The sequence below is a fragment of the Actinoallomurus sp. CA-150999 genome (assembly GCF_050942425.1).
Classification (GTDB): domain Bacteria; phylum Actinomycetota; class Actinomycetes; order Streptosporangiales; family Streptosporangiaceae; genus Actinoallomurus.
In genome coordinates, this window is the sequence record NZ_CP192063.1 from 385,768 (window position 1) to 411,939 (window position 26,172).

Consider the following 26,172-nt stretch of genomic DNA (forward strand, 5'->3'; position numbering starts at 1 on the left):
ACCAACACCCGGGTAAACGCGCGGCTAAGCGCTGGGTGCGTTCACGTGCGTGATCGCACTCAGGACGCGCGGTCGTCGACCGCGGTTTACAAGGGCAGCTTCATGCCCTCGTGGGTCGCTTCGAAGCCTAGGGACTCATAGAAGCGGATGGCGTCGGCGCGCCGCTTGTCGGAGGTCAGCTGGACGAGGCCGCAGCCGCGCCGCCGGGCCTCGCCGATCGCCCACTCGATCATCTGGTGGCCGAGGCCGCGGCCCCGGTGGGCACTGCTCACGCGGACCGCCTCGATCTGGGCGCGTTCGGTGCCCTTTCTGCTGAGCCCCGGGATGAACGTGAGCTGCAACGTGCCGGCGACCTCGCCGTCGATGTCGGCCACGACCAGGTGGTTGCGCGGGTCGGCGTCGATGGCGGCGAAGGCCGTCCAGTAGGCGTCGATGTCGCCTTCGCGGCCGGCGCCGATCGCGTCGTCGGCGAGGAGGGCGACGATCGCGGGGACGTCGTCCTTGATGGCGATACGGAAGGTCACGTCAGCGGTCACGGAAGAGATTTTAGTGAGAATTGACACGACTACTCGTAGTACTACAGTTGGTAGTACTACGATTCGTCATAGCGCGCTCAGGAGGCGGCGTGACCGCACCCCCGATGACGGATGCACCCAGCCGGCTCCTGGACCGCCACTGTCAGGAGCTGGTCGCGGACGAACTCGCCCGGCTCGCCCGTCGCGTTCCCTCGCTCGCGGACGAGCATCTCGGGGTCGTGGAGACCTCGCTCCGGCAGATCATCGATCGGCTGCTGCCGGTCCGGAGACGTGCCGAAACGCGCCCCGAGACTCTCGCGGCCTTGTTCGACCTGGAGGCATCTTAATGATCGAGCACTGGACGGACCTCGCGGCGTGCCAGGGTGTCGACCCCGAGCTCTTCTTCCCGGTGAGCGCGAGCGGGCCGGCGCTGGACCAGGTGTCCGACGCCAAGCGCGTCTGCGCGAGCTGTCCCGTGGTGTCCGACTGCCTGGCCTGGGCCCTCCGCGCCGGCGAGTCGGTCGGAGTCTGGGGCGGTACGACCCCCGACGAGCGCCGCTACCTGCGCCTGAAGCCGCTGCCCGCCGCACCCGCCTGGCACTGAGCCACGCCACCGAAGCCGCCCGACGGCGCTGATCCGCGCCGCCCGGCGGCGGCACTTCGGCCGGAACGGAGCCGGAGAGCGCTCCCATCCTTATTCCACGCCGACCGACGGCGACGTACCTTTGCGCTATGGCGGACCTCCCCACCACCGTGCGCTCCCCCGAGGGCGGACTCGTTGACCATGCCTCTCGCGCGCTCGGCGCGGTGTTCATCACCGTGGCGCTGCTCGGAGTCTGCTGGGTGCTGGAGGTGGTCAACTACGGCGGCGACCTCACCCGGCAGTACGGCATCCAGCCGCACAACGTGCACGCTGTGTGGCACATCTTCACGGCGCCGTTCCTGCACGCCAGCCTCGACCACATCACGGCCAACTCGGTACCACTGGCGATCTTCGGGTTCCTGACGGCGCTGCGCGGCCTGGGCCGCTTCATCGCCGTCAGCGTGATCACCATCGTGGTCAGCGGGCTGGGCGTGTGGTTCCTGTCCTCTTCGAACGTCGTGACCGTCGGCGCGAGCGGGCTGATCTTCGGCTACTTCGGCTACCTACTGGCCCGCGGCTTCTTCGAACGCCGGGTGCTGGACATCCTCCTCGGCGTCGCCATCGCCCTGGTGTACGGCACGATGATCTTCGGTGTGCTGCCCGGCCAGCCGGGCATCTCCTGGCAGGCCCACCTGTTCGGCCTGATCGGCGGCGTCCTCGCCGCCCGCATGACCAGGCAGCGCGCCTGACCTGCCGCTGGAGCCGTCACGCCGGTAATGCGCCACGCCCGCGCCGCCGTTGACCCGCACGGGGGACGAGCGTGCCGTCGCGGCCGTGCGTCACCAGCCGCTTCCGACGACTGGTGCCGATACCCGCGGCACTGACCACCAGAGCGGAACATTCCTCCAAGACAGTCGGCTGTGCGGTGGCGATGCTGGCGGTCATGCCTGGTCATGAAGGAGACCGCTCATGTGGTTGAAGTGTTGTGTCGCTCTGGTCAGCGCTGCGCTGATCGGAGTTGCCACCTCGTCGCCGGCGCGCGCGATGGGTGGGACGTCCCGCGATGCCTGGTTGCGGGCAGAGATCCAGAAGCTCGTCAATGTCGACGGCGTTCCCGGCGTAGCCGCGGTCACGAGCCACGACGGGCAGCCGGAGCGGCGGATGGCCGCGGGCCTCGCGGACATCCCCGCGGACCGGGCGATGCGACCCAACGACCGGTTCAGGATCGCCTCCATAACCAAGACCTTCGTCGCCACGGTGGTATTGCAGCTGGTCACGGAGCGCCGACTCGCACTCGACCAGCCGATCGCGGGGCTCCTACCTGAACCGGTACCGCACGCCGACCAGATCACCGTGCGGGAACTGCTCAACCACACCAGCGGACTCTTCGACTACTCGGATGATCCTCGCTTCGATCCGGGCGCCACCTACACCCCCGCGCAGCTCATCGCCTTGGGCGCCGAGCATTCGCCCTACTTCATGCCTGGGACCGGCTTCCGCTACTCGAGCACCAACTACATCGCCCTCGGCGAGATCGTTCATCAGGTCACCGGTCACGCGATCCAGGACGAAGTGCGGACGCGTCTGATCCACACCCTCCACCTGAGCAGCACGACCTTCCCCACCGCGACCACGGTCGCACCCCGGCAGGCACGCGGCTACGTTTTCGCCGCTCCTCTGCCTCCTCGTTCCGGTCCCGCACTCGACGTGACCACCCGGACAAGCGCCGGCGCGGCCGGGGCGGCGGCGGCGATGGTGTCGACAGGCGACGACGTCGACCGGTTTCTTGGAGCGCTACTCGCCGGGGGACTCTTCTCGCAGCACCTGCTCACAGAGATGAAGCGGCCCACGCCAGGAGCCGATGCGTTCTTCGCCGGTGCCGGCATGCCCGGCATCAGCTACGGCCTCGGCCTGGTGATCGTCTCGGCTCCGTGTGGAACGGCCTACGGCTCTTTGGGAGACATCGACGGGTACACCTCCAGCGTGATGCAACTCGGCCATCGCCGGGTCGCGCTGCTCATGAACACCGACTCTCTGCAGCCCTCGCTGCGCCGGCAGACGCTCTCCATCGCCGAGCAGGAGCTCTGCCGCGCCGGCTAGTCCAGGGCGGAACGGGTGCCCGTGACCGACGTCAGCCGCGCACGCTGACGTCGGTCACGGTTGCATCGCGCGGGGTCGTCAGCGCGTTCACGATGACCGTGGCGACCGTCCCGGGCGAGATGAACGCCGCCGGGTCGTACTCGTCGCCCTCCTGGGCGCGGACCTTGCGCTGCATCTCACTCGCCGTACGCCCCGGGTACACCGACGTCACCCGGATCTCCGGCTCTTCCGCCCGCAGCGCGTCGGCCAGGGCCTTCAGCGCGTGCTTGCTCGCCGCGTACGCGCCCCAGCCGGGGTTGGCGCGCAGCCCCGCCCCGGAGTTGACGAAGACGACGTGGCCACGAGCGGCGCGCAGCGACGGCAGCAGCAGCCGCGTCAGCTCGGCGGGGGCCGCGGCGTTGACCAGCAGTTGCTCGATCCACGCATCGGGTTGAGACTCGGCGACGGTGCCCAGCTCGACCGCGCCCGCGCTGTGGACCAGTCCGTCCAGCGGCGGCATGTCGACGTCCGCGAGCGACGCCTCGAGCCGGAGAGGCTCCGACAGATCGAGCGCGATCGTACGGACGCGGCCGCCGGCCTCCGAGACGGCCGACGCGGCCGTCATCGGCTCGGACCCGTTGGCGGTGAGCGGCGCGGTCGCCGGTTCGGGCCCGGCTGCGATGCGCGGGGCGTTAGCCGGATCGGACCGCGCTGCGGTGAGCGGGCCCGTCGCCGGTTCGGGCCCGGCCGCGGTACGCGGAGCCGTCGCCGGTCCGGACCCGGCGGTGAGCCGCGCGGCCGTCTCCGCGAGACGGTCGTCCGAGCGCCCGATCAGGATCAGCGCGTGTCCCGCCTCGTGCAGCAGTTCGGCCACGGCCGAGCCGATGCCGCCCGTGGCTCCCGTGATCAAGTACGTTCCCACGTGCCCATTCTCAACCGTGGCCCCGGCGGAACCGCGAACCCGCCCGCATCCGAACTCCTGGCCGCGATCACTCCGACAGCAGCGCGAGTCCTGCGGCCGCAGCGAAGCCGGCGGCTGCCAGCGCCATCACGCGACGGCCGGCGAGCAGTCCGGCCGCGACGTCGGCCAGGTCGCAGAGGGCTCCCAGGCGTAGGCCGAGGTCGCTGACGGCCGGATCCGAGGACAGGGTGGCGGCGCCGAGCGCGGCGTCCCGCGCGGCGAACAGGCGGACGAACAGGCCGCGGTCGTCGGAGAGCGCGCCGGGCAGCCCCACGGCGCGGCGCGCCAGTTGCGGCGCGGCGAGCGTCGTCAGGCCGACCAGTAGACGTGTCGCGCCCAGGGCGGCGACGACGCGTGCCGTGTTCTCCTTTGCGGCCCGCCCGGCCAGCGGCGGCAGACCCGACCGCCACCAGGCAGGCCATGCGGCCGGGCGCGTGGCGATGGCCAAGGCGAGCGGCACCGGGTCGAGGAACGAGCGGCGTGCCGTGACGAGACCGCGCTCGTCAAGGGTCAGCCGGTCTACGGCACGCACGCTGTGCGACCGGCCGCCGAGCGTGCCGGTGAGTTCGATGTCGATGTACAGGACGTCGCCGTGGCCGGCCCAGCCATGGACGCGGCCGCGTAGATCGGGGACGAGCGTGAGCAGTTGAGCGAGGCCGCGGTGCCAGACGGCCTGGCCACGCCCATTGCCGAGGAGGGGCTGCTCGAGGCAGATGTCCGCGGCGAGCAGATCGTCCCAGGCGTGCGGTTCGGGATTTCGCCAGCCGAGCGCGAAGCCCTCGACCACACGCTGCCGGTCGGTATCAGTGATACTCATAGTATCTACGGTACGGTCGGTAGCATGAATGCGCCACCCCAGCGACTCCAATACGTGGAGCAGACGCGACAGTCGCTTCTGAACTCGGCCGAACACCTGTTCATCGCCGACGGCTACCACGCGACCTCGCTGGACGCGATCGCCGAGGCCGCGCGCTTCACCAAGGGCGCGCTGTACCGGCATTTCGCCAACAAGGAGGCGGTCTTCACCGCCGTGGTGGAACGGGTGCAGCGCGAGGCCGTCGACCAGATCGCGCTCGATGACACATCCACCGCACCGAGCTGGCCCGGCGCCATGGCCGCCGTGGCCGCCTACCTCGACCTCACTACCTCCGAGCGGTTCCGCCGGATCGTGCTGGAAGAGGCACCAGGAGTGCTGGGCTGGGTGCGATGGAGAGCACTGGACGAGCAGACCACCGGCGGCGTCGTACGCCAAATGGTGGAGCGGCTCACCCGAAACGGCGTCATCGCGCCTGCCGACCTGGCCGTGACCAGCAGACTCATCTGTGCCATCGTCGCCGAGGCAGCGCTTGGCATGGCCACCGCCAACGATCCGCAGGTGGCCCGTCGTACCGCCCTCGCCTGCATCCAACAACTGCTGTCAGGACTGCGTGCCTGAACGCCGACAAAAGCACCAGGATGCTCAGGAAGGGCGCAGGACCCGGGCGACGCCGGAGATCAGGGCGGTGGCGAGGATCCAGCCTGTGCCGGTCAGGGTCCAGGCCAGCCAGATCGACCAGCCGATCGGCTCCCACGCGCTGCGCTGCCCGAACGTCTCGATGGGCAGCATCAGGTCGAGGGTGTAGATGAACGCGTGGAAGTGCGGCCGCTCGTCCGGCTGCTTGATCGTTTGCGGGTGGTGGATGCTGAAGACCACGGTGCCGACGGCGACGAGCACGATCAGCCACACCGCGGCGATCCAGGGCCGGTAGCCGTACCCGACCGTCCAGTCGAGCAGGACGCTCCAGGCCCGGCTGATCCGGCCGAGCTGCCGTCGCCGGGCCCGCTGCTTGGCGAGCTGGCACTTGCGGGCGAGGTCGTCCCGGCCGATCCGGCGCAGCCAGGAGGCGAGCTGCTCGTACGGCTGCGGGCGGAACCCGTGCGGGTCGCGGGAGATCCAGTCGAGCCGCTGGCCCTCCTCGGGCTCGCCGCGCAGCGTCTCGTACACGAGCCCGTTGAGCCGCAGTCGCTCCGGCCAGACGTCGGGCCGGTCCAGGATCACGTCGATGCGTGAGTACCCGAGCGTGACCTCGCCCTGGATCGGCTCGCGGGGGATGAGGATCAGTTCCTTGACGTTGGCGTGGCTGAGGTGAAGGGCGCGCCGGCCGGGCGCGCGGATCGCGCCCTGGTCGAACGAGAGAGTGCCGTCGATCCGCGCGCCGCGCAGGCGCACCGTGCCCTCGGCGGTGAAGCCCGCACTGCACTCCATGCGGTCCTGCACGGTCATGTTGTCGCCGTCGAGAACGCAGTCCGAGTCGCGCAGGGTCGTCCCGTACAGGAAGAATCCGCCGGTCATGCGCGCGCCCGTGAGACGCATCCCGCCGGTGATGTCGGAGTTGCGGATGAACGCGCCCGCGTCGACCGTGAGGCCGCCGCCGGACAGGGCATGGCCGCCGGGGTTGCTCAGCCGCACGTCGTTCATGCGGAAGCCGCCGGACAGGGATGCGCGCATCAGCCGCACCTCGCCCTCGATGAGCGACTCGGACAGGCTCAGGTAGCCCTCCGTCTGCAGCCCGCCGCCGTCGAAGCCGGGCAGGCGGCAGGCGTTGATGCGCATCTGCCGGGCGCGCGCGTTGGAGAAGTCCGGCGCCTCCTCCAGGACGCAGCGTTCCAGCCGGAGCTCGCAGCCGACCTCGCCGCCGGAGACGTCCAGCAGCCCGGTGATGCGTGCCCCGCGGAGGCGTACGGAGGGCACGTGCCCCGGCCTCGGCTCGCACGCTCCCAGGAGAAGCGCCGAGATCACCTCGGCCCGGATCGTACGGTCCGGGGCGCCGGTCGCGGTAGGCCGTTCGTCGCCGAGTGACACGAGCGTCCCCGTCGGGTAGGCGTCCCAGAGCCGCCGCTCGGCCGACGTCAGACGGGGTCGCCGTCGACCGTCCAGCCGGGCGAGGACGGAATCCCACGTATCGGCCACAGACGATCATCGTAGGGGCTACCCGTCCTGTCGGGTATGTCTGACGACACAGGCCGTCACGCCGCATGCGCGGCCGGTTCCACCGCGACCTCGAAGTCGTCCCTCGCGACGTGCTCCTGGACACGCTCGTACGGCAGTGCCGTCACCAGCGCGAAGTAGTAGATCACCAGCGCGAAGGCCGCGACGACCAGGAAGTCCCACCCGAAGGGCAGCACCTCGTGCGACCGGAACAGCCCGCCCTCGCCGGGGAACGCGCCGTAGTAGGAGATGATCCCCATGCCGACGAGGTACGGCCAGATCCAGACAGAGTGCCGCATCTCCAGGTTGGGCCGTTCCGCCGGCGGCCGGCTGTAGTACGAGATGGTCAGCAGCACGAAGCCGGCGACCACGGCGGCGAGCAGCCGCCACACCGTCTGCCAACTCGCCCAGTAGAGCAGCAGCGTGGCGAAGACGAAGCCGAGCGGGTTCAGGAACCCGGCGGCGGGCAGCCGGAACGGCCGGTCCCGGTGCGGGTCGGCCCGGCGCAGGTGCGCCATGGCCAGCGGGGTCGCCGTGTACATCAGCACGGCCGCCGAGGTGATGAACGAGACCAGCGTCTCCCAGCCCGGGAACGGCAGGAACAGGATCACCCCCATGATCCAGCCGAAGACGATGCCGTAGATGGGAACGCCGCGCGCGTTCACGAAGGCGAACCGGTCGGGGATGTACCGCTCGCGGCCCATGCCGTACAGCAGGCGTGCCTGGGTGCCGGTGTAGATGAGCCCGGTGCCGGTCGGCGAGATGAACGCGTCGGCGTACAGCAGGACGACGAGCCAGGTCAGGCCGAGCACGGTGGCCAGACCCGCGTACGGGCCGATGTCGTGGGTGAAGCTGAGGTTCGGCCAGCCGTGCGCGATGTCCCCCGGGTTGAGCGCACCGAGGAACGCCACCTGGAGCAGCGTGTAGATGGCGATGCCGATGAGCGTCGAGTAGATGACGGCGCGCCACACGTCACGGCGTGGATTGCGCGCCTCGCCGGCCATCTCGACGGCCGACTCGAAGCCGAGCTCGGCGAAGATCACTCCCAGCGGCAGGGCGAGGAACATGCCCTTGATGCCGTTGGTCGAGCTCGGGAAGAAGCCGCCCTGCGCGGTGAAGTTCTCCGGATGGAGGAAGAACAGGAAGGTGACGACGGTGAGCAGCGGGATCGCGATCTTCCACCAGACGGAGTAGGTGTTCGCCGTCGCGAAGACCTTGACCCCGAACGCGTTGATGATCGTGAACAGCAGCATCAGCAGGGCGGCGACGATGTAGCCGGCCGGGAAGGTGACGACCGCCGTGCCGTGCACCTTGTGGGTGAGCCAGTGCAGGGGCTCGATGGCGGAGGCGTACGTCAGCGACGCCTGCACCTCGATCGGCGCGATGGCCATCGAGTAGATCCAGCTCGCCCAGCCGATGGTGAAGCCGCCGAAGCCGCCGAAGGCGTAGTGCGAGAACCGTACGGTCGCACCCGCCATCGGGTACATGCCGCCGAGCTCGGCGTGGATGAGCGCGAGCGTCAGCAGCATGACGCCGGCGAGCGGCCAGGCGAGTACGGCGGCCGGTCCCGCGTGCTTGGCGGCGTTCATCGCGCCGAAGAGCCAGCCGGATCCGATGATGGAGCCGAGGGAGAAGAACGTCAGGCCGATGAGGCCGACCTCGCGCCGGAGCCTGCCGGCGTGCGCTTCCGTGGCCATGGCCTCCTCCTTCCGGCCCGTGAGGTCGCGGAGGGGGCGGGACCACGGCGGATGGGGCCGCTGTCCTGGTCCGACGATCACCCGGGTGCTTCCGAGCCGCCGTCACTTGGAGACATCCCGCAGTTGCTACCGCCCGTTCCTATAGAAACGGCCATATTTCGGGACAGAGTTTGTCTGTCCGGCTACTGGCGGGTAACCTCATCGTGTTACTGACTGGTACGTAACCGGGTGCGACCCGCCCGCCCGAGAGCAACGGGGTGTTCATGGGGCACTACAAGAGCAACCTGCGTGACATCGAGTTCAACCTCTTCGAGGTCCTCGGCCGTCAGGAGATCCTGGGAACCGGACCGTTCGGCGAGGTCGACGAGGCCACCGCGCGCAGCGTCCTGGACGAGGTGAACCGCCTCGCCACCGGCGTGCTCGCGGAGTCGTTCGAGGACGCCGACCGCCACCCGCCCGTGTTCGACCCCGAGACCAACACGGTCACGATGCCGGAGAGCTTCAAGAAGTCCTTCCGGGCGTACTTCAACGACGCCGAGTGGTGGCGCCTGGAGCTGCCGACCGACCTCGGCGGCATGAACGCTCCGCGCAGCCTCCACTGGGCCGTCGCCGAGCTCGTCCTCGGCGCGAACCCGGCGATCTGGATGTTCTCCAGCGGCCCGAGCTTCGCCTGGCTCCTCTGGAAGATCGGCACCCCGGAGCAGAAGAAGCTCGCCCAGATCGCGATCGAGAAGCACTGGGGCTCCACCATGGTGCTGACCGAGCCCGACGCGGGCTCCGACGTCGGCGCCGGCCGTGCGAAGGCGATCCAGCAGCCCGACGGCACCTGGCACATCGAGGGCGTCAAGCGCTTCATCACCAGCGGCGAGCACGACATGGCCGACAACATCCTGCACTACGTGCTGGCCCGCCCCGAGGGCGCCGGACCCGGCACCAAGGGCCTGTCGATGTTCATCGTGCCGAAGTACCTCGTCGACACCGAGACCGGTGAACTCCACGAGCGCAACGGCGCCTACGTCACCAACGTCGAGAAGAAGATGGGCCTGAAGGTCTCCACGACCTGCGAGCTCACCTTCGGCGAGAAGCACCCGGCCGTCGGCTACCTCGTGGGCGACGTCCACGAGGGCATCAAGCAGATGTTCATGATCATCGAGCAGGCCCGCATGATGGTCGGCACGAAGGCGATCTCGACGCTGTCCACCGGCTACCTCAACGCGCTGGAGTACGCCAAGGAGCGCGTGCAGGGCGCGGACCTCACCAAGACGGCCGACAAGGCCGCCCCGCGCGTCACCATCACCCACCACCCCGACGTACGCCGCCTCCTCATGCTGCAGAAGGCGTACGCCGAGGGCATGCGGGCGCTCGTCCTCTACACCGCCAGCTACCAGGACAAGGTCCAGCTCGCCGAGGCCGCCGGGGAGCCGGACAAGCTCGCGGAGAGGGTCAACGACCTGCTCCTGCCCATCGTCAAGGGCGTCGGCTCCGAGCGGGCGTACGAGGTGCTGACCCAGTCGCTGCAGACCCTCGGCGGCTCCGGCTTCCTCCAGGACTACCCGATCGAGCAGTACATCCGGGACGCCAAGATCGACTCGCTGTACGAGGGCACCACGGCGATCCAGGGCATGGACTTCTTCTTCCGCAAGATCCTGCGGGACAACGGCGAGGCGCTGCAGCACGTCGCCGCGCAGATCAAGAAGTTCGTGGAGAGCGACGCCGGCAACGGCCGGCTCAAGAACGAGCGCGCCCTGCTCGGCAAGGCCCTCGAGGACGCCCAGGGCATCATCAACCCGATGATCGGCTGGGCACTCGGCTCCATGGAGCGGCCGGAGGAGATCTACAAGGCCGGCCTCAACACGACCCGCCTCCTCATGGCCCTCGGCGACGTCGTCATCGCCTGGCTGCTCTGCCGCCAGGCCGAGGTCGCACTGGCCAGGCTGGGCGGCGAGGTCTCCGAAACCGACCGCGCCTTCTACACCGGCAAGGTCGCCGCCGCGCAGTTCTTCTGCGCGACCCAGCTGCCGAAGATCGCCGCCGAGCGCGCCATCACCGAGGCCACCACGGGCGACCTGATGGACCTCCCCGAAGAGGCCTTCTGACCCGAAGAGTGCTCACCGAGGTCCCGATGCCGATCCCCCATCGGCGCCGGGACCTCGCACGTTTCGGGCAGAAGCCGACCCTGGCGGGACGGCGGCACGGTAGAACGGCTCTCGATGAACCCTCTGACGCGAAGTGAAGAACTGCAGGTCGAGTCGATCAGGGAGGTGAACGACAATCCGCTCTTCGAGGTGACGTACGAGCAGGAGAGCATGTCGTTCCCGCTGGCCGACTTCGATCCGTTGTCCGAGACGAAGAAAGAGTGGGAGCACGTCAGGCTCAGCACCGAACTCAAGGACTGCGCCCTGCGGTTCTGGTCGCTCTCCTGCGGTTGGTCGGCTGTGGACCCGAAGCGGGACCTCTACGGCGAGTTCCATCTCCGGCATCTGTATCGGGCCCTTATCGGGGACCCCCCGCGCCACAATGACCTGGCCTCGGAGCGCGAGCGCCGGCTGATGGCCGAGCTGCGGATGATCGACTTCGCCCCCACCAGAGCGACGGGCGAAGCGGCCTTCATCCGCATCGAGCCGCACAAGGACCAATTGGAGATCTGGTACCAGGACCGGTATCTGTACGACGCGGAGAACAACACGCAAGGGTTTCTCAGGATGGAGCTCGATTACTGCGCTTACCTGGAGACCTTGCGCCTGACGAAGGGCGCTTTCGGCTGGCAGATGCTGTTCGTCGACGCGTCGCTGCGCGATAGTGAGTTCCGGACACATATGGAGAACCTGACGAACATGCTGGAGACGTTCCCCTCCGCATTCCCGCAGTACGACTACGCACCGCTGGTGAACCGCCTGGAGGCCCGCCTCTGACCCAGACCACCGGACGAGCGCTCACCAAGGTCCCGCCGCCGACACGATCGGCGTCCTCAACGGGCACGCCGCCCATGGAGGATGTCGCGCAGCTCGATCGCCGTCCGTGCGACCTCGATCCGGTGCCGTCCCCGTACAGCCGTCCAGGTCCGCCTCCACGGATCGAACAGAAAGCCCCAGCGGGGGAACTCGGCCCGCAACCGCGCGAGCCACATCGCGGCATCCGCCTCGTACGGGCGGGTTAATGGCTGATCGACTCGCGTATCGGACAGCTCGGGTTGCGGCCGTAGCGACGGCACCGCCGTACCGGCGACCCACGGGCCGGTCACGGCCGACCCCTGTCGGTGCCCTCGACGTGCAGGACTCTCGCGACCAGGCCGGCGGCTCGGCCGACCTCCTCTGCGGGACACATGTACTCGGTTTCCAACGGTGCGTCGCGGGTGGGCCTTGATTCGGTCATCGCGCTGCCTCCCAGCTTCGATTCAGGTAGCACTGCGGTGACCTTGAGTGAACACAGTGCGCCCTGGGTGGTGGCAGAGGACAATGCAGGTACAGGACGGGACACACTCCACGGTGTTCCGGGACGTCAGCAGAGGTGCTGCGACATGGACGCCGATACCCGTCGCCAACAGGCCGACCGCATTCGTACTGAACGCAAGGCGCGCGGCTGGGACAAACCGGAAATGGCACGTCGGCTGGCACGAGCGGCCGGAGATACGCGTGGTTCCCTGCCCGACCATGACAGCCTGCTCACGTACGTGAAGCGCTGGGAACGCGGTGCCGTCGGCGTCTCGGAGCGTTATCGCCTGCTCTACAGCCGTGCATTCAACATGGCGGAAGAGAACCTGTTCACGAGGCTGGCGACTCCCGAGCCCAGACGGTTCTCGGCCGAGACGACAGAATCGGTGATATCTGAAACCATTGAGTTAGTCGCGTGGATCGAACAGTCGAATATCGGTGATACGGCTATCGAGCTGCTTCGTGAGAACGCTCGTCGCCTCGCACATGAGTATCCGCGACGCTCGCCTCTTGCTGTGATGGCCGATGCCAGGCGGCTCCAACGTGGTGTCGCGACCATCCTTCGGTCTGGTCGGCAGCGAATGAACCAAACGAAAGCGCTTCTCGAACTATCTGCGGAGCTGCTTTCTCTGCTAGCGCTGCTGGCCGGTGACGTCGGACGCTATGGTCCCGCCAGGGCGTATGGGCGCACCGCCTGGTCTTGCGCCGAGGAAGCAGATTCAGACTTGGCGCGGGCCCTGGTCTTGGCGGCTCAGTCCAAGACGGCTCGCTGGGAGAACCGGTTTGCTGAGGCGGCGAGCCTCGCCGGCAGGGGAGTGGCCCTCAGCCCGAGTGGGCCGCAGAAAGTGCTCCTGGCCGTATCCGAAGCTACGGCATTGAAGTCGCTTGGAGATCTGGAAAAGGCCAGACACGCCCTCGTTACCGCGGACAAGGTCCGTGACGAGGTCGCCCTTTCCCGCCAAGAAGCCGATGCGTGGTCCTGTCCACGGGCGCGGCAAGCGACGTACGCGTTGCAGGTCCACCTCGGTGCCCGCGACCCGGGCGCGATGCTGCGCGCAGCCCAGGCCGCCGATAGCGCATGGGCAGAAGGGGATCCCTGGGTCTACGGGACCTGGGCTCAGGTCAGAATCGGTGCCGCTCTGGCCTACGTGCTGAGCGGCGACCCTGAAGGCGTCGCCGCTGAACTCGCACCCGTGTTCGAGATCAGCCCAGATTTCCGAGTAGCCACCATCAGCGGACGCATGAAAGCGGTGGAGCGGGGTCTTGCCCACCAACGTTACCGGGCTAGCGAGACGGCTAGGGGTGTTCAAGAACGTATTCGTTCTTTCTGTTCAGAATCATTCGAAGGCGAGTCGTGTCGCACCTTGGAGGTTCCTTGAGTCCGCTGCCTGAGAGAATGACAGATCACTGGTGGTGGCGCCCGGGAGTGCGTCCTGGACGCCGACTCTATGTATGGCACATATTGGTCGGCGAGCGTCCGGAAGTGGGAAGGCTGGTCGAAGAATGTCAAGCGCGACTTGAGGTAATCTCCGGACTGGATCCCGTGCCGACACGATGGCTGCACATGACAACGCAGATCGTCGGATTCGCGGATGAGATAAGCGATTCAGAGATAGAAAGTATGATCGACTCTGTTCGCGAACGAATGTGTTCAGTAGCGCCGACGACCACTATCCTCGGTCGACCGCTGTTCCATAGTGAAGCGGTTGTTCTCGGCGTGACTCCGAGAGATGGTCTGGACGCGGCGCGGGCGGGGATCAGGCAGGCGGTGGCCGTCACCGTGCGTACCAATCAACTCGCGGACGATCCTGACTGGATCCCTCACCTATCCGTCGCCTACAGCAATTCCGACGCTCCGGCGAGGCCAGTTATCGAGGCCATGCAGCCTCCCCCGGCACCGGTCGATGTACGGATCGACAGGATCGATCTGGTCAGTCAAGAACGTGTGGGCCACTGCTACGTCTGGGATCGCATCGCTACGGTCATCCTCGGGACTGGCCGGTAAGCCGACCTGCCGACATTCACCCACTTAGTGCCGCATCAGGCAACGTTCGTCCTGTGTTGATTGGGGCCCTAGCAGCGTTCGGAGCGAAAGCTGGAAGCTCCGAGATGCGCTGGGCGGATTGCTATCGTCCGCCCCTTCGTTTGCGCTGACCTCGCGACGTTTTTTCAAGCAGGAGCGGTTCCAAGCAGGAGCGGTATGGGCATTATGAGTTTTCTCGTGCCCAACCATAACGAGTCTCGTAGTCATCTTTCTCGCTTGGAAGCTCGGGTCGGTGGCTGAGACCAGCCTGCTTCGCCTCATGGGTGGTCTTGACCTCGGCGTGCTCATACCGGTTGGCTGTTGTGTACAACCCCTCCCGGTTCTGAATAAGAGCATTCGTGCCGTCATTGAGCTTTAGAATCGTCTGAGCACGTGACTTCTCGTATTCTTGCCGCAATCCCAGTTCTTCGCCAATTTTTCCGAAGCAATTCTCTGGTAGCGGTGCTGTGTCGAGGATCGATGGCGCTTCCGACCAGAGGTTCACCGCATCATTGATCTTATCGCCGCTCTTGCGAATCTGGCTCGCGCGAAATTTCAGGCTCGGCGGCATTGTGCTATCCCTTCGATATTTCTGTTCGTTCTAGCCGGGCATCTTTTTAAGAGCTTGTTCGGCCAGCTGCCTGGTCACCGGGCCTGCTTGGTCGATACGCGCCGTATCCGACGTCATATGCGATAGCTTAGTCGTGCTCCAATAAATGAGTACGTGGAGATTTCCGCGCATGATATCGACATTTTGTCGTTCGTGATCTTGGCAGAAGGCGCCGAAGGTGGTTGTTACCTTCTCGGGGCAATTGCCGGCATTGGAGAGGCTGGGAAATGTGGCGTCTGAGTCGCGTGGACGGAGATCCGATATTGCAACTCGCATGCTGGCCGTACCCTCGCTGCCCTCACGGCTGAGCCAGGTGCATTGTTGAAAGTACGGCTGAGTCTCTTTCTTTGGTTTGACGGACGCTAGTTGTTGGAGTCTTGAGATATTTTCTGGATCGATGAGAGTACATGGATCCGGAGGATCAAAGATGGTCATTTGTGGAGGTGTGGTGGGTTTGGCGGAGGATGCATTGGGTGAATTTGTGTGCCTTGGCGATGGCGTTTGATCTGCCGCACATCCGGCCAGCGTCATCGTAAGAATGCCAAGACCTGCAGCCACTTTGTTGTTCATGATCTGCTTTAGGCTTACTGGTAGGTCCAATGTTTCGGATTTTCGGTGCCGCTTGACATCTCCGCGGGAACGTTCAGTTTCGTTAGAGCATTGGCGAATTTCGCCAATCCTACCTTCTGGCTATTGATGGCTGCTCGTAGCTTTGTGTCCGCCTCATTGATCGCGGTTACGTAGTCCGTTAGTGCATTGAGGATCGTTGGCTTATCGTCCGACTTGGTCTTGGTGATGCCGATGCCTCCTAGGGCGGGCTGGATGCGGGAGGCTGCCAGTGTGGTGAGGTCCACCGCTGAATTGTAGGTGTTCGTCACTTGGACGGATAGGTCAAGGAGGGCCATTTCGGCGGCCAGGAGTGCCGTGGCGTTTCCGCTGACCACCTGAATATTCCTCGTCATCAGCTTATCGAACGCAACATAGGCGGTGCCTGCCCAGTCGGAGGCGAGCGAGTTCGACGAAGTGAAGAGTGGATTCTCGCAATCGTTTATATTCTGTGCGGCCTTGCGCCACTTTTCGGCTACGGCGATCACGCCGTTCGCGTCGCCTTTCATCGACTTGGCTGTACTAAGGGCTTTCAATCCACCCATAGCGTTTACTGCGAAGACCCCTGAGCGGACGATGCTTTCAGACTTTCCGGACCAGAGTTTTGTCGATATATGGAGGCGTCCGCCACCTATAGTAGGCGTCTTAAGTTTCGGCTTGGGAACCATTTTCTACGTCCTTTCTATAAGGTAATATAGGTGGCTCTCTAGCGCCTATAGGTTGCTGTCTGAGGCGGTTGTCTCGCGGAATGCTTTCGCTCGAAGTTTGTCGAGTTTTGTTTCAGCGCTTGATATTGCTTCGAGAATTCTCTCGCCAAGCTTAGATGTATCCGAAACAGTGACTTTGGTGTGGTCCAGGTCGATCGTGAGCCGACCGTCGGCCGTCAAGTTGACCACCCCGAGGTCCGGAGCGATCTGGGCTTTGACCACCAGTCTGGCCAGGCCTGCGATCATCCGTTCTCGCTTTGCGAGGAGTTCCTCACTTGCGTCGACGAGGTGTTCGGTTCGGCGGGATGCCGAGATCAACTCTGCGCGAAGCTCGTCATTGCGTCGGATGGCACGCTCGAAGTCGTCCGGCTGCGTCATGCCGCACCGCCCTCCGTCGGGTCCTGCCGGTGGAGCGCGGCCTCCAGCTTCTCCCGCCGCGCAGCGACCTGTCGTCGAGCATCCATGATCAGTTTTGCGATGAGCTCACCGAGCTGGTCGCCCTCCGGGCCGTTGACCGCGCCGGGATCGATGTCGAGCGATATCGGGCGGCCATCTCCTGTCACCACCAGCCGCAACCGACCGTCCGGCGACTTCTTCGCGAACCGTTCGGCCGCCAACCTTTTCTCCAACTTCGCGTACTGCGCCGCCCGTTCGGCGAGTTGGGCGACGACCTCGGCCAGCGAAGGCTCAATCGCCACATCGCTTTCGTCAGTGTCGATCGGTTCATTCGTCTCGGGGTAGCGCGGGTCGTTACGAGACTCGTCGGTGCCTGCAGGTTGAGGCACGGTCGGTGGCCTGGCGGACGGCGGAGGCGTGTCATCCTGCCTAGGCTTGCCGGCGGCTAGGCGCTTTTGAACCTCGCCCGGCGATGTCGGCGGATCGATGAGGCGCTCGTTGAGGAACTGGTCGAGTGAACCCGGACCCTCACCCATGGTCATCCACCCCGTCATGTCAGTTGACCCTGCGTAACCCCGACGTAGCCGTAGGCGTACGGCCATATTGCTTGATCTGTCATTGGCAGGCAACCGAAAGAATCGCATGTAGGTCGTACAGTCCATATGGTCACGTCCCGCCCTACCTGCCGTCTCCTTGGACACGCCGTGTCCGGCACCGTCGCTTGGTCCGGATGGATGCGATGTGGCATGGCGTCGGCCTACCGGGCTACGGGGGATCACCGGGCCGATAGGGTGGTGCGCCGCAGCGCACGGGTGTTTACTCGTAGTTGGGTTTCGCAGATCGGCCTGGGTCGGAGGCACGGTGGGGTTCGGCGTCAGCATCTTCCTGATCACCATCGGTGCGATCTTTAAGTGGGCCATCAAGGCGCACATCAGCGGCATCGACCTGCCTGCTCTGGGTGTCATCTTCATGGCGGTGGGCGGCGCGTCGTTCCTCCTGCAGATCGTCCTGATGAACCGCCAGCCCAAGAACCCGGAGACCGACGTCTTCACCGAAGGGCGCGGCAACGGCAACATGACGCACCCGGAGTGACCTCGCGCGCCGCACGTACGCGGCGGTGAACTCGCGCGAGCCGTACCGGCAACGGGAGTCACCGTCCCGCGGTGTAGACGACCGGCCAGATCAGCCCGCGTACCAAGGTCGTACTGCCGGAGTACCTCACGCCGTACGACTTCGCCTAACCTCCGCTACGGCCTGGATCCGGGAACGCTGAGCGCGGCCGTTTCGAAGAGCAGCTCTTCCTGGCCGGCCCGGCTGATGAGCTGCAGCCCGGTGGGCAGCCCGTCGACCGTCCCGGCCGGGATGGTGAGCGCGGGCAGGCCCAGCAGGTTCCATGGGCTGGTCAGGGCGAGCAGGGCATCGCGTACGCGCACCTCCTCGCCGTCCAGCAGAGTCTCCCGCTCGTCGATGAGCGGTGCGGTGAGCGGCACGGTCGGCAGCGCGAGGACGTCATGGCGTTCGAACAGCGCGTCGACGGCGTCGGCGAGCCGCGGGCGTGCCCGCATCGCCCGGACGTACTTCCAGGCGGGCACGGCGGCGGCTGCCCGGAGGCGTTCGAGGACTTCCGGGTCGAACAGGTCGGGTCGCTCGGCCAGGCGGTCGGCGTGCACGGCCGCGGCCTCGCCGCTCTGGATGGCGACGAACGCCTCACGAAGCTCTTCGGCGACCCCCGCGGGGATGCGGAGCTCATCCAGGCCCGCTGAGGATTCCAGCGTCGTACGCGCCGAGGCCAGGACGCGGGCGTCGGCGGGGAACACAGGGCGGGTGTCGAGCCAGCCGACGCGGGGTGGCCGGCCCGCCAGTGGCGTGTGGCCCGCTGACGGCGTGTGGCCCGCTGACGGCGTACGGCCCGCCGATGGTGTCCGGTCCGGGAGGAGCGCCCGGTAGGCGATCCGGCAGTCGTGTGCGCTCGCGGCGAGCAGACCGACGTGGTCCAGCGTCGTGGACAGCGGGAAGACGCCGTCGGTTGGGATCACGCCGTACGCGGGTTTGAATCCCGCGATCCCGCACAGGGCCGCCGGGATCCGTACGGAGCCACCGGTGTCCGTGCCGACGGCGAGCGGGACCATCCCCGCTGCCACGGCGGCGGCGCTTCCGGCGCTGGAGCCGCCGGTCATCCGCGCGGGATCGCGCGGGTTGCGGGAGGGGCCGTTGGCCGAGCGGTCCCCGGTGGGGCCGTAGGCGAATTCGTGCGTGGTGGTCTGGCCGACCACGATCGCGCCCGCCTCCCGGAAGAGCCGGACACAGGCCGCGTCGGTGGTGGCCACGTGGCCGGCATAGTGTCGTGAACCCATGCTCACGGGCCGGCCCGCGACCATGATGACGTCCTTGACCGCGACCGGTATCCCGTGCAGCGGACCCCGGTCGACGCCGTCGGCGAGTTCATGGTCCGCCCGCCAGGCCGCCGCCAGTGCCTCGTCGGCGGCCACGGTCACGAAGGCGTTGACGGTTCGATCGAGGCGGGTGATCGCGTTCAGCGCGTGCTGTACGAGGCCGACCGCCGTGCTCCGCTGCCGCCGTAGATCCGAGGCGAGGTCACTGAGCGACCGGCCGGCGAAGTGGCCCGAGGTCGCGGGGGGCGTAGCGGAGGAGGACATGGAGACTTCCTCTCAGTGCGGCCGATGACCGCAGTGCGGGCTGTGGTTCAGAGAAGATCACCGGGCGCTGAGCAGACCGGAGCCGGCTTCCACGGTAGGCGGCAGGCGGAAGACGGCGAACACGTCGGGGTCCTGGAACACCGTCGTCCGGGCGATCCCCGCGTCGGCGACCGTGAACACCTGAAGCGTGTGCAGGTGGTGGACGCCGTCGTCGCCCGGGATGTACGCGGCGACGGCGGGCTGACCGTTGGCGCCGACCGGGAACATCCGCCAGCCGATGCCTCGGAGCCGGAAACAGCGCGCGATGAAGCCGATGTAGTCGTCCTTGCCCACGTACCAGTTCAGGAACGGCGGCATCTCCAGGATGGCGTCCTCGGTCAGCAGCCGTTCGAGCGCCGCCAGGTCGGCGTTCTCGAGCGCCGCGACGTAGCGGTCGACCAGCGCGCGGTGCCGGCGGTCGGTCGGCTCGCTGATCTCGTCCTCGCCCACGGCGGCGACGAACGCCAGCCGGAGGCTTACCTGTCGGATTAGCGATCCGTAGCGATCCTGTGGCAGACTGTCACGCACACGCCCGGTGCCCAGGCGACGCCGGGCACCCTCCTCGGTGAGGTCACCAGACCTCACCGATCAGCGTCCGGAGGGACGTGCCACGAGGGCTGTCGGCTTCCGCCGTTCAGCACCAGGGCACGAAGGCGATTGGCTTACATCCCTGAGCGACACCGGGGATCGCTAAGCCAATCAGAGACGCTGCCCCGGGTGACGAGGGTTCGGGCCGGTCCGAAGCATCGCGTCCGGAAGCGGCTGTAGCCAGGACACCTCGTGTCCTGGCTACAGCCGCTGTTCGGGGTCGTCGCCGGGAGCGCCGATCTCCGACGGCAGCGGTCGGCGGGCCTGCTTCTCCAGCGCGGTGAGACAGGCGTTGGTCGCGATGCGGTGCAGCCACGTGCGCAGCGACGCACGCCGCTCGTCGAACCGGTCGTACGCCCGCCACGCCCGCAGCAGCGTCTCCTGGACGAGGTCCTCGGCCTCGTGGACCGACCCCAGCATCCGGTAACAGTGCGCCAGCAGCTCCGACCGGTACGGGTCGGCCCGGCGCTCGAAGTCCTCGCTGACCGGCACCTGTGTCACGCCTTCCCCTGGACCGCGGAGACCCGACACTACCCTCCGCTGCCGTCGCTCCGTCAGATCCCGGTCGCCCACCACCATGCCCATGAATTCCTCCTCGCGTGTACGTACTCCGCGGGAGAGGCGAACTCATCGCCCCGCGGCGACGGATCGGAGTCCGATGAATCGGGTCCGGCCGCTCGGTATGTACCGGCGGGCGCTCCCCAGAGCCGCCCGCGACCTACCGAACGGAGACAGCCATGACCAGACCGGTGCTCGCTTCGCAGCGCGCCGCAGCGACGCGTGAGGGGGAGGGGCGACGTTGGCTCATGCTCGCCGTGCTGCTGCTCGGCCAGTTCATGGGCCTGCTGGACGTCTTCATCGTGAACGTCGCGATGCCCGCCATCGGCGCCGACCTGCACGCCTCGGGCGCGTCACTCCAGCTCGTCGTGGGCGGCTATACCGCGGCGTACGCGATGCTGCTCATCACCGGAGCACGGTTCGGCACCCTGTACGGCCGACGGCGGATGTACCTTCTCGGCGTCATCGTGTTCACGGCGACGTCGTTCGCCTGCGGCGTCGCGCCGGGGACCGGGGTGCTGATCGCGTGCCGGTTCCTCCAGGGCGCGGGGGCGGCGGTCATGGTGCCGCAGATCATGAGTCTCATCCAGACGCGATTCACCGGCCCGGCGCGTGCGAAGGCGCTGTCCGCGTACGGCGTGGTGCTGTCGCTCGGCTCGGTCGCCGGCCTGGTGATCGGCGGACTGCTCGTCAGCGCGGACCTGTTCGGGCTGACCTGGCGGCCGGCCTTCCTCGTCAACGTCCCGCTCGGCGTCGTCCTCGCCCTTCTCGTGCCGCGCCTCGTGCCCGCCGACGAGCCGGACGCGGCCCGCCGCATCGACGTGCTCGGTCTCGCGATCGCGACCTCGGCGGCCTTCCTGATCGTGCTGCCGCTGGTCCTCGGCCGTGAGGAAGGCTGGCCGGCGTGGAGCCTCGGCTGCGTCGCCGCCGGAGTCGTCCTGGCCGGGATCTTCGTTCCGGTCGAACGGCGCGTGGCGGGACGTGGCGGGGATCCCCTGCTGGACCCGGCGGTACTGCGCAACCCCGGCGTCAGAGCCGGGATCGGCGCGCTCGCCGCCATGCAGGTGGGTTACGGAGGGTTCCTCTTCGTCTGCACCCTCCACCTGGAGGCCGGTCTCGGTGACAGCGCCCTGCGGGTCGGCCTCACCTATCTCCCGATGGCCGCGACGTTCGGGCTCGTCGGCTTCTACTGGCGTGCGCTGCCGGCCGTCGCCCACCGCGTGCTTCCGCCCATCGGGCTGGGCCTGTGCGCCGTGGCCTACCTCGGCATTTCGGCGGCCGTCCGCACCGGCGCGAGCGGCGGCGCGCTGATGTGGGCGGCGCTCGCGGTGGACGGGGTCGGCATGGGCCTGGCGGTCAGTCCGCTGCTCGCCCGGTCGCTGCTGCACGTCCCGCTCTCGCAGGCGGCCGACGCCAGCGGCCTGCTCACCACCACGATGCAACTGGGCCAGGTCCTGGGCGTCGCCGCCTTCGGCACGGTGTTCCTCTCGCTCCGGGACCACACCGCCGCCCACGCCACGTCGGCGCACGCATCCGCGACCGCCATGGCCACCACCGGTCACTGGCTCGCCCTGCTGGCGGCGATCGGCGTGCTCCCGGCGATCGCGCTCGCCCGTACGGCCCGAATCGCGTCGCCTTAGGCTCGCGATGTGAAGTACTTGCTGTTGATCTGCGGAGACGGCCCGGCGTACGAGGCGATGCTCGCCGACCCGGACTTCCTGCCCGCCTGCAAGGCCTGGGCCGCGGCCCGCGGCGAAAACCTGATCACGACCGGTGGGCTGGAACCCCCGGCGGACGCCACGACCGTCCGCGTCCGCGATGGCGAGGTCCTTCTCACCGACGGCCCGTTCGCCGAGTCCAAGGAGGTCGTCGCCGGGTTCAGCCTGATCGAATGCGCCTCGCGCGAAGAGGCCCTCAAAGCGGCCCGGACCCATCCGGTGGCGCGCCACGGGACGATCGAGCTACGCGCCGTACAGCCGTGAACGTCGAGTCGACGATCGCGGGCCTGTTCCGGGAGGAATGGGGTCAGGTCGTCGCGACGCTCATCCGGCTGACCGGCGACTGGGACCTGGCCGAGGACTGCGCGCAGGACGCCTTCACCCAGGCGATCCAGCGGTGGCCGGCGGAGGGGATTCCGCCGAGGCCGGGCGCGTGGCTCACCACGACCGCGCGCAACAAGGCGATCGACCGGCTCCGCCGGGCCGCCGTGGGCGTCGCCAAGATGCGCGAGCTGGCATCCGCCGTCTCCACGGCGGATGTGGACGGGGCCGATGGGTTCCCGGACGACCGGCTGCGGCTCATGTTCACGTGCTGCCATCCCGCCCTGCCGTTCGAGGCCCGGGTCGCGCTCACGCTACGGACCCTGGCCGGCCTGACCACGGCCGAGATCGCCCGAGCCTTCCTGGTCTCGGAGGGCACCATGTCCAAGCGGCTCACCCGGGCCAAAGGCAGGATCCGCGACGAGGGGATCCCGTTCCAGATACCGTCGCCGGAACTGCTGCCCGAACGGCTCGCCTCCGTGCTGGGCGTCCTCTATCTGCTCTTCAACGAGGGGTACGCGGCCAGCGGCGGTGACGCACTGATCCGGCAGGGCCTCTCGGACGAGGCGATCCGGCTGGGCCGCCTGCTCGTCCGGCTGATGCCGGAGGAGCCCGAGGCCGCCGGGCTGCTGGCGCTGATGGTGCTCCATGACGCCCGGCGTCCGGCCCGGCTCGATGGCGACGCACTGGTGCCGCTGGAGGAACAGGACCGCTCCCGGTGGCAGCACGAGCGGATCGCCGAGGGGACGGCAGTGCTCGACGAGGCGCTGCGCCACGGGCGCGTGGGGCCGTACCAGATCCAGGCCGCGATCGCCGCGTGCCACGCGACCGCACCCTCCTTCGAGGAGACGCCCTGGGTTGAGATCGCGGCCCTCTACCGCCGTCTCGAAGCACTTGTCCCATCCGCGATCGTCCGGCTGAACCGGGCGATCGCCGTGGGGATGGTCGACCCGGGGCGGGGACTGGCCCTTCTGTCGGCCCTGGAATCCGAGCTGCGCGACCATCACCTGCTGCCCGCCGCTCAAGCCGACCTCCTGCGCCGTCAGGGACGCCGTCCCGAGGCGGCCCTCGCCTACCGGTCGGCCCTGGCTCTGGCGCCGACCGGGCCGGAGCGCCGCTACCTCGAACGGAGACTCGCCGAGATCTCCGCCGGCGGGCTGTCCGTCTGACACGAGGCCGTTCGTAGGTGGGGTGAGATCGGAACACCGGAAAGGCCGAGACCATGAACATCACACATTCCGCCGACGGCACCGCGATCGCCTTCGACCGACTGGGATCGGGCAGCCCGATCATCCTGGTAAGCGGCGCGTCCTGCACCCGCGGCGTCCACGCGCCGCTGGCCGAACTGCTGTCGGCCGGACACACGGTCCTCAACTACGACCGGCGAGGACGCGGCGACAGCGGAGACACCCCGCCGTACGCGGTCGAGCGCGAGATCGAGGACCTCGCCGCGCTGATCGCGGAGGCCGGCGGCTCCGCGGCCGTGTTCGGCAACTCCTCTGGCGCGATCCTGGCGTTGCGCGCGGCGGCTGCGGGCCTGCCGGTCACCCGGCTCGCCCTGTGGGAGCCGCCGTTCCAGCTCGACGCCGACGCGCCCCGGCGCGCCCGCGCGTACGTCACCGAGCTGACGACCTGCCTGGCCGAAGACCGTCGTGGGGACGCCATGGCACTGTTCATGCGCTTTGTCGGCATGCCATCCGGCGTGATCGACCAGATGCGTCGGGCTCCGATGTGGGCGTCCATGGAGGCCATCGCCCCGACCCTCGCCTATGACGCCGCCGTCGTCGGAGACGGCGGTCTCCCGGCGGGTCTCGCGGACGTCGAGATCCCGACCCTGGTGCTGACCGGCTCCAAGACCGGCGCGTGGGCTCCGGCCGCCGCCGTCGCCCTGCTGGACGCCCTGCCGTCCGGCCGCCACACGACCCTCGACGGCCAGGACCACAACGTCTCCTGGGACGTCTTGGCCCCGCCCCTCGCGTCCTTCCTCTCCTGAGCCCGTACGATCCTCGACGTCGTCTCCATGCCATCGGGTGCGAGGTGGCCCCGTGTCACTCGTACCGCTGGACCGGTGTGCCGGTGGCGGTCACGACCTGGCGGCCACGGAGCGGAGAGTGCAGCGTGACGTCGGTGTAGCGCGTCGTGTACGGCCCGAATCCGCCCCACGGCCGGCCTCCGTCGGCGCAGTTCTCGCCGTTCCGGCTGAAGCCGCCCTCATAGAGGGTGACCGTCACCCTTGACGCGGTCTCGGTGACGGTGACGTGGTCGAGCACGCACCCGATCCGCTCCGCCCACGACCGCCAGATCACGCGCAGCCTCATGCCGTGCCCGGAGTACGCGTCCGGACCGATCGCGACCGGGTTCGCGGAACCCGGTTCCGCCCGCACCTTCTCGCTCTCGGTCGTGCCGTGCAGGCGAGGCTCCGCCGTGGCATGGGCGTGGTCGACCCAGCTGACCGTGACGAGGGCCACGACGGCGAGCGCGGCCAGACCTCGCCACGCGGCACTGGCCTCCCACCACCGCGTGTAGCGGTCGTCCGGATGGTCACGGGCCCAGGCCTTCGCCGGTACGCTCCACAACCTCCGAGGAGCGACGAGCATCACGACGGCCAGGGGCACGACCACGACCCAGGCGACGGCGAGCCACCACGGCGGCATGGATCCCTCCCATCCGCCGAACGCCTGACGGCCGGGCGATGCTGGCGGTAGCTTGATCGCTTATGTCACGGTTGCGTCGTCGGTACGTATTGTTCACCCTGGCCGCCCTGTCACTCGCCGGTTGTGGCACGGGTGCCGGGGCCAAGGACACGGCCGCGCACGGCGCATCGTCGGCGACGACCCAGGCGACCTCCTGGTGGCGGCCGAAGGTCGGCGTGAGCTGGCAGTGGCAGCTCAGCGGCAAGATCGACACATCGGTCAACGCGAGCGTCTTCGACGTCGACATGTTCGAGACGCCCAAGTCCACCGTGACCGCGCTGCACAAAAAGGGCCGCAAGGTCATCTGCTACGTGAGCATCGGCTCGGCGGAGAAAGGTCGGCCCGACTACAACAAGTTCCCCAAGTCCATCCTCGGCAAGAAGCTCGACGGGTGGCCGAATGAACGCTGGGTCGACATCCGCAAGATCGACGTACTGCAGCGCATCTGGGCCGCGCGCCTGGATCAGTGCAAGGCGAAGGGGTTCGACGGCGTCGAGCCGGACAACGTTGACGCCTACCAGAACAAGTCCGGCTTCCCGCTGACCGCGAAGCATCAACTGGCGTTCAACCGGATGCTCGCGCGCGTCGCCCACCAGAAGGGCCTGGCGGTCGGGCTGAAGAACGACCTCGACCAGATCCCGTCCCTGGTCAAGGACTTCGACTTCGCGGTGAACGAGCAGTGCGCGGAGTACAAGGAGTGCTCGGATCTCAAGCCGTTCATCACGGCCGGCAAGCCCGTCTTCCACGCCGAGTACAACCTGCCCCTGAGTAGGTTCTGCCCCGAGTCCAAGCGCCTGCGGCTCAGCTCCATCCGCAAGACCCTCGACCTCACCGCCAAGCGCCAGACCTGCCCCTGACCTCCGACGCTCGGGCCACCCTCGGTACGCGGTGATCCGACGGTAGGGCCCCTGGTCCCGGCCGAGTTTGGGACCAGAGGTCCAATTATCGCCCACGGTCTACCTCGGAAAACGGCCGATCGCTAAGCTCACTCCGCTCATATCGATTAGCCGCATAATGGCCTG

Annotated in this window: 28 protein-coding genes and 1 pseudogene; 15 read left to right on the forward strand and 14 right to left on the reverse strand. The window is 67.7% G+C overall.

Going from position 1 to position 26,172, the window contains the following annotated elements:
• Nucleotides 1-86: 86 nt before the first annotated feature.
• Nucleotides 87-536: an N-acetyltransferase family protein gene (locus tag ACQP2O_RS01995; RefSeq protein WP_433179451.1), complete on the reverse strand. Its 450-nt coding sequence runs from the start codon at nucleotides 534-536 to the stop codon at nucleotides 87-89.
• 89 nt (nucleotides 537-625) lie between these two features.
• Between ACQP2O_RS01995 and ACQP2O_RS02000 the strand changes: the two genes are divergently transcribed.
• The 4 genes from ACQP2O_RS02000 to ACQP2O_RS02015 all read left to right on the forward strand — a co-directional run bounded on the left by ACQP2O_RS02000 (nucleotide 626) and on the right by ACQP2O_RS02015 (nucleotide 3,198).
• The gene (locus ACQP2O_RS02000) at nucleotides 626-862 is read left to right on the forward strand and encodes a hypothetical protein (protein ID WP_360888700.1); all 237 of its coding nucleotides are present in this window, start codon (nucleotides 626-628) and stop codon (nucleotides 860-862) included.
• Nucleotides 862-1,119 (forward strand): WhiB family transcriptional regulator, encoded by a 258-nt coding sequence (locus ACQP2O_RS02005; RefSeq protein ID WP_433179453.1) that lies wholly within the window; start codon nucleotides 862-864, stop codon nucleotides 1,117-1,119. Before ACQP2O_RS02000 ends, ACQP2O_RS02005 begins: the two co-directional genes overlap by 1 nt.
• Before the next feature lie 128 nt (nucleotides 1,120-1,247).
• A complete protein-coding gene (locus ACQP2O_RS02010; protein ID WP_433179454.1) occupies nucleotides 1,248-1,847 on the forward strand; it encodes a rhomboid family intramembrane serine protease in 600 nt (199 codons plus the stop codon).
• A gap of 322 nt (nucleotides 1,848-2,169) precedes the next feature.
• Nucleotides 2,170-3,198, forward strand: a complete 1,029-nt coding sequence (locus ACQP2O_RS02015; protein ID WP_433179455.1) for a serine hydrolase domain-containing protein — start codon at nucleotides 2,170-2,172, stop codon at nucleotides 3,196-3,198.
• A 31-nt stretch (nucleotides 3,199-3,229) separates the two neighbouring features.
• Here ACQP2O_RS02015 and ACQP2O_RS02020 read toward each other — a convergent pair whose 3' ends face one another.
• Nucleotides 3,230-4,099, reverse strand: a complete 870-nt coding sequence (locus tag ACQP2O_RS02020) for an SDR family oxidoreductase (RefSeq protein ID WP_433179456.1) — start codon at nucleotides 4,097-4,099, stop codon at nucleotides 3,230-3,232.
• Between the two features lie 67 nt (nucleotides 4,100-4,166).
• On the reverse strand, nucleotides 4,167-4,955 hold the full coding sequence (locus tag ACQP2O_RS02025; RefSeq protein ID WP_433179457.1) for a nuclear transport factor 2 family protein: 789 nt from the start codon (nucleotides 4,953-4,955) through the stop codon (nucleotides 4,167-4,169).
• A gap of 24 nt (nucleotides 4,956-4,979) precedes the next feature.
• Between ACQP2O_RS02025 and ACQP2O_RS02030 the strand changes: the two genes are divergently transcribed.
• On the forward strand, nucleotides 4,980-5,573 hold the full coding sequence (locus ACQP2O_RS02030) for a TetR/AcrR family transcriptional regulator (protein WP_433179458.1): 594 nt from the start codon (nucleotides 4,980-4,982) through the stop codon (nucleotides 5,571-5,573).
• Nucleotides 5,574-5,597: 24 nt separating this feature from the next.
• Here ACQP2O_RS02030 and ACQP2O_RS02035 read toward each other — a convergent pair whose 3' ends face one another.
• Entirely contained in the window at nucleotides 5,598-7,088 is a 1,491-nt protein-coding gene (locus ACQP2O_RS02035) for a hypothetical protein (RefSeq protein ID WP_433179459.1), read from the reverse strand.
• 56 nt (nucleotides 7,089-7,144) lie between these two features.
• Nucleotides 7,145-8,803: an APC family permease gene (locus tag ACQP2O_RS02040; RefSeq protein ID WP_433179460.1), complete on the reverse strand. Its 1,659-nt coding sequence runs from the start codon at nucleotides 8,801-8,803 to the stop codon at nucleotides 7,145-7,147.
• Between the two features lie 263 nt (nucleotides 8,804-9,066).
• Between ACQP2O_RS02040 and ACQP2O_RS02045 the strand changes: the two genes are divergently transcribed.
• The 4 genes from ACQP2O_RS02045 (at nucleotide 9,067) to ACQP2O_RS02060 (ending at nucleotide 14,239) form a co-directional block, all read left to right on the forward strand.
• Nucleotides 9,067-10,899, forward strand: coding sequence for an acyl-CoA dehydrogenase (locus ACQP2O_RS02045; RefSeq protein ID WP_433179461.1), 1,833 nt, complete (start codon nucleotides 9,067-9,069; stop codon nucleotides 10,897-10,899).
• 114 nt (nucleotides 10,900-11,013) lie between these two features.
• Complete coding sequence (locus ACQP2O_RS02050) at nucleotides 11,014-11,715, forward strand: hypothetical protein (RefSeq protein WP_433179462.1); 702 nt, start codon at nucleotides 11,014-11,016, stop codon at nucleotides 11,713-11,715.
• A 605-nt stretch (nucleotides 11,716-12,320) separates the two neighbouring features.
• The gene (locus ACQP2O_RS02055) at nucleotides 12,321-13,613 is read left to right on the forward strand and encodes a hypothetical protein (protein ID WP_433179463.1); all 1,293 of its coding nucleotides are present in this window, start codon (nucleotides 12,321-12,323) and stop codon (nucleotides 13,611-13,613) included.
• A 17-nt stretch (nucleotides 13,614-13,630) separates the two neighbouring features.
• On the forward strand, nucleotides 13,631-14,239 hold the full coding sequence (locus ACQP2O_RS02060; RefSeq protein WP_433179465.1) for a 2'-5' RNA ligase family protein: 609 nt from the start codon (nucleotides 13,631-13,633) through the stop codon (nucleotides 14,237-14,239).
• Between the two features lie 202 nt (nucleotides 14,240-14,441).
• Here the strand turns inward: ACQP2O_RS02060 and ACQP2O_RS02065 are convergent, their stop codons facing one another.
• The 5 genes from ACQP2O_RS02065 to ACQP2O_RS02085 form a co-directional block, all read right to left on the reverse strand.
• Entirely contained in the window at nucleotides 14,442-14,828 is a 387-nt protein-coding gene (locus ACQP2O_RS02065) for a hypothetical protein (protein ID WP_433179466.1), read from the reverse strand.
• 30 nt (nucleotides 14,829-14,858) lie between these two features.
• On the reverse strand, nucleotides 14,859-15,437 hold the full coding sequence (locus ACQP2O_RS02070; protein WP_433179467.1) for a DUF3558 family protein: 579 nt from the start codon (nucleotides 15,435-15,437) through the stop codon (nucleotides 14,859-14,861).
• Nucleotides 15,438-15,451: 14 nt separating this feature from the next.
• A complete protein-coding gene (locus tag ACQP2O_RS02075) occupies nucleotides 15,452-15,982 on the reverse strand; it encodes a hypothetical protein (RefSeq protein ID WP_433179468.1) in 531 nt (176 codons plus the stop codon).
• A gap of 204 nt (nucleotides 15,983-16,186) precedes the next feature.
• Nucleotides 16,187-16,558, reverse strand: coding sequence for a hypothetical protein (locus ACQP2O_RS02080; RefSeq protein ID WP_433179469.1), 372 nt, complete (start codon nucleotides 16,556-16,558; stop codon nucleotides 16,187-16,189).
• Nucleotides 16,555-17,118, reverse strand: coding sequence for a YbaB/EbfC family nucleoid-associated protein (locus tag ACQP2O_RS02085; RefSeq protein WP_433179470.1), 564 nt, complete (start codon nucleotides 17,116-17,118; stop codon nucleotides 16,555-16,557). Before ACQP2O_RS02085 ends, ACQP2O_RS02080 begins: the two co-directional genes overlap by 4 nt.
• A gap of 319 nt (nucleotides 17,119-17,437) precedes the next feature.
• Between ACQP2O_RS02085 and ACQP2O_RS02090 the strand changes: the two genes are divergently transcribed.
• On the forward strand, nucleotides 17,438-17,668 hold the full coding sequence (locus tag ACQP2O_RS02090) for a DUF6458 family protein (RefSeq protein ID WP_433179471.1): 231 nt from the start codon (nucleotides 17,438-17,440) through the stop codon (nucleotides 17,666-17,668).
• A 155-nt stretch (nucleotides 17,669-17,823) separates the two neighbouring features.
• On the opposite strand, the gene ACQP2O_RS02095 is transcribed toward ACQP2O_RS02090, so the two are convergent.
• The 3 genes and pseudogenes from ACQP2O_RS02095 to ACQP2O_RS02105 all read right to left on the reverse strand — a co-directional run.
• Complete coding sequence (locus ACQP2O_RS02095) at nucleotides 17,824-19,233, reverse strand: amidase (protein WP_433179472.1); 1,410 nt, start codon at nucleotides 19,231-19,233, stop codon at nucleotides 17,824-17,826.
• A gap of 57 nt (nucleotides 19,234-19,290) precedes the next feature.
• Entirely contained in the window at nucleotides 19,291-19,722 is a 432-nt protein-coding gene (locus ACQP2O_RS02100) for a nuclear transport factor 2 family protein (protein WP_433179473.1), read from the reverse strand.
• 342 nt (nucleotides 19,723-20,064) lie between these two features.
• A pseudogene (locus tag ACQP2O_RS02105) lies at nucleotides 20,065-20,361 on the reverse strand (sigma-70 family RNA polymerase sigma factor); the annotation flags it as partial.
• A gap of 236 nt (nucleotides 20,362-20,597) precedes the next feature.
• Between ACQP2O_RS02105 and ACQP2O_RS02110 the strand changes: the two are divergent.
• The 4 genes from ACQP2O_RS02110 to ACQP2O_RS02125 are packed head-to-tail and all read left to right on the forward strand — an operon-like array spanning nucleotide 20,598 to nucleotide 24,450.
• Complete coding sequence (locus ACQP2O_RS02110) at nucleotides 20,598-22,058, forward strand: MFS transporter (protein ID WP_433179475.1); 1,461 nt, start codon at nucleotides 20,598-20,600, stop codon at nucleotides 22,056-22,058.
• Nucleotides 22,059-22,067: 9 nt separating this feature from the next.
• The gene (locus tag ACQP2O_RS02115) at nucleotides 22,068-22,400 is read left to right on the forward strand and encodes a YciI family protein (protein ID WP_433179477.1); all 333 of its coding nucleotides are present in this window, start codon (nucleotides 22,068-22,070) and stop codon (nucleotides 22,398-22,400) included.
• A complete protein-coding gene (locus ACQP2O_RS02120) occupies nucleotides 22,397-23,626 on the forward strand; it encodes an RNA polymerase sigma factor (protein ID WP_433179478.1) in 1,230 nt (409 codons plus the stop codon). Before ACQP2O_RS02115 ends, ACQP2O_RS02120 begins: the two co-directional genes overlap by 4 nt.
• A gap of 53 nt (nucleotides 23,627-23,679) precedes the next feature.
• The gene (locus ACQP2O_RS02125) at nucleotides 23,680-24,450 is read left to right on the forward strand and encodes an alpha/beta fold hydrolase (RefSeq protein ID WP_433179479.1); all 771 of its coding nucleotides are present in this window, start codon (nucleotides 23,680-23,682) and stop codon (nucleotides 24,448-24,450) included.
• Nucleotides 24,451-24,505: 55 nt separating this feature from the next.
• On the opposite strand, the gene ACQP2O_RS02130 is transcribed toward ACQP2O_RS02125, so the two are convergent.
• Nucleotides 24,506-25,111, reverse strand: coding sequence for a hypothetical protein (locus ACQP2O_RS02130; protein WP_433179480.1), 606 nt, complete (start codon nucleotides 25,109-25,111; stop codon nucleotides 24,506-24,508).
• Between the two features lie 62 nt (nucleotides 25,112-25,173).
• Here ACQP2O_RS02130 and ACQP2O_RS02135 point away from each other — a divergent pair, with 62 nt between their 5' ends.
• Nucleotides 25,174-26,007 carry an endo alpha-1,4 polygalactosaminidase gene (locus ACQP2O_RS02135; RefSeq protein WP_433179482.1) on the forward strand — a complete coding sequence of 278 codons (834 nt, stop codon included), beginning with the start codon at nucleotides 25,174-25,176 and terminating at the stop codon, nucleotides 26,005-26,007.
• The last annotated feature ends 165 nt before the right edge of the window (nucleotides 26,008-26,172 follow it).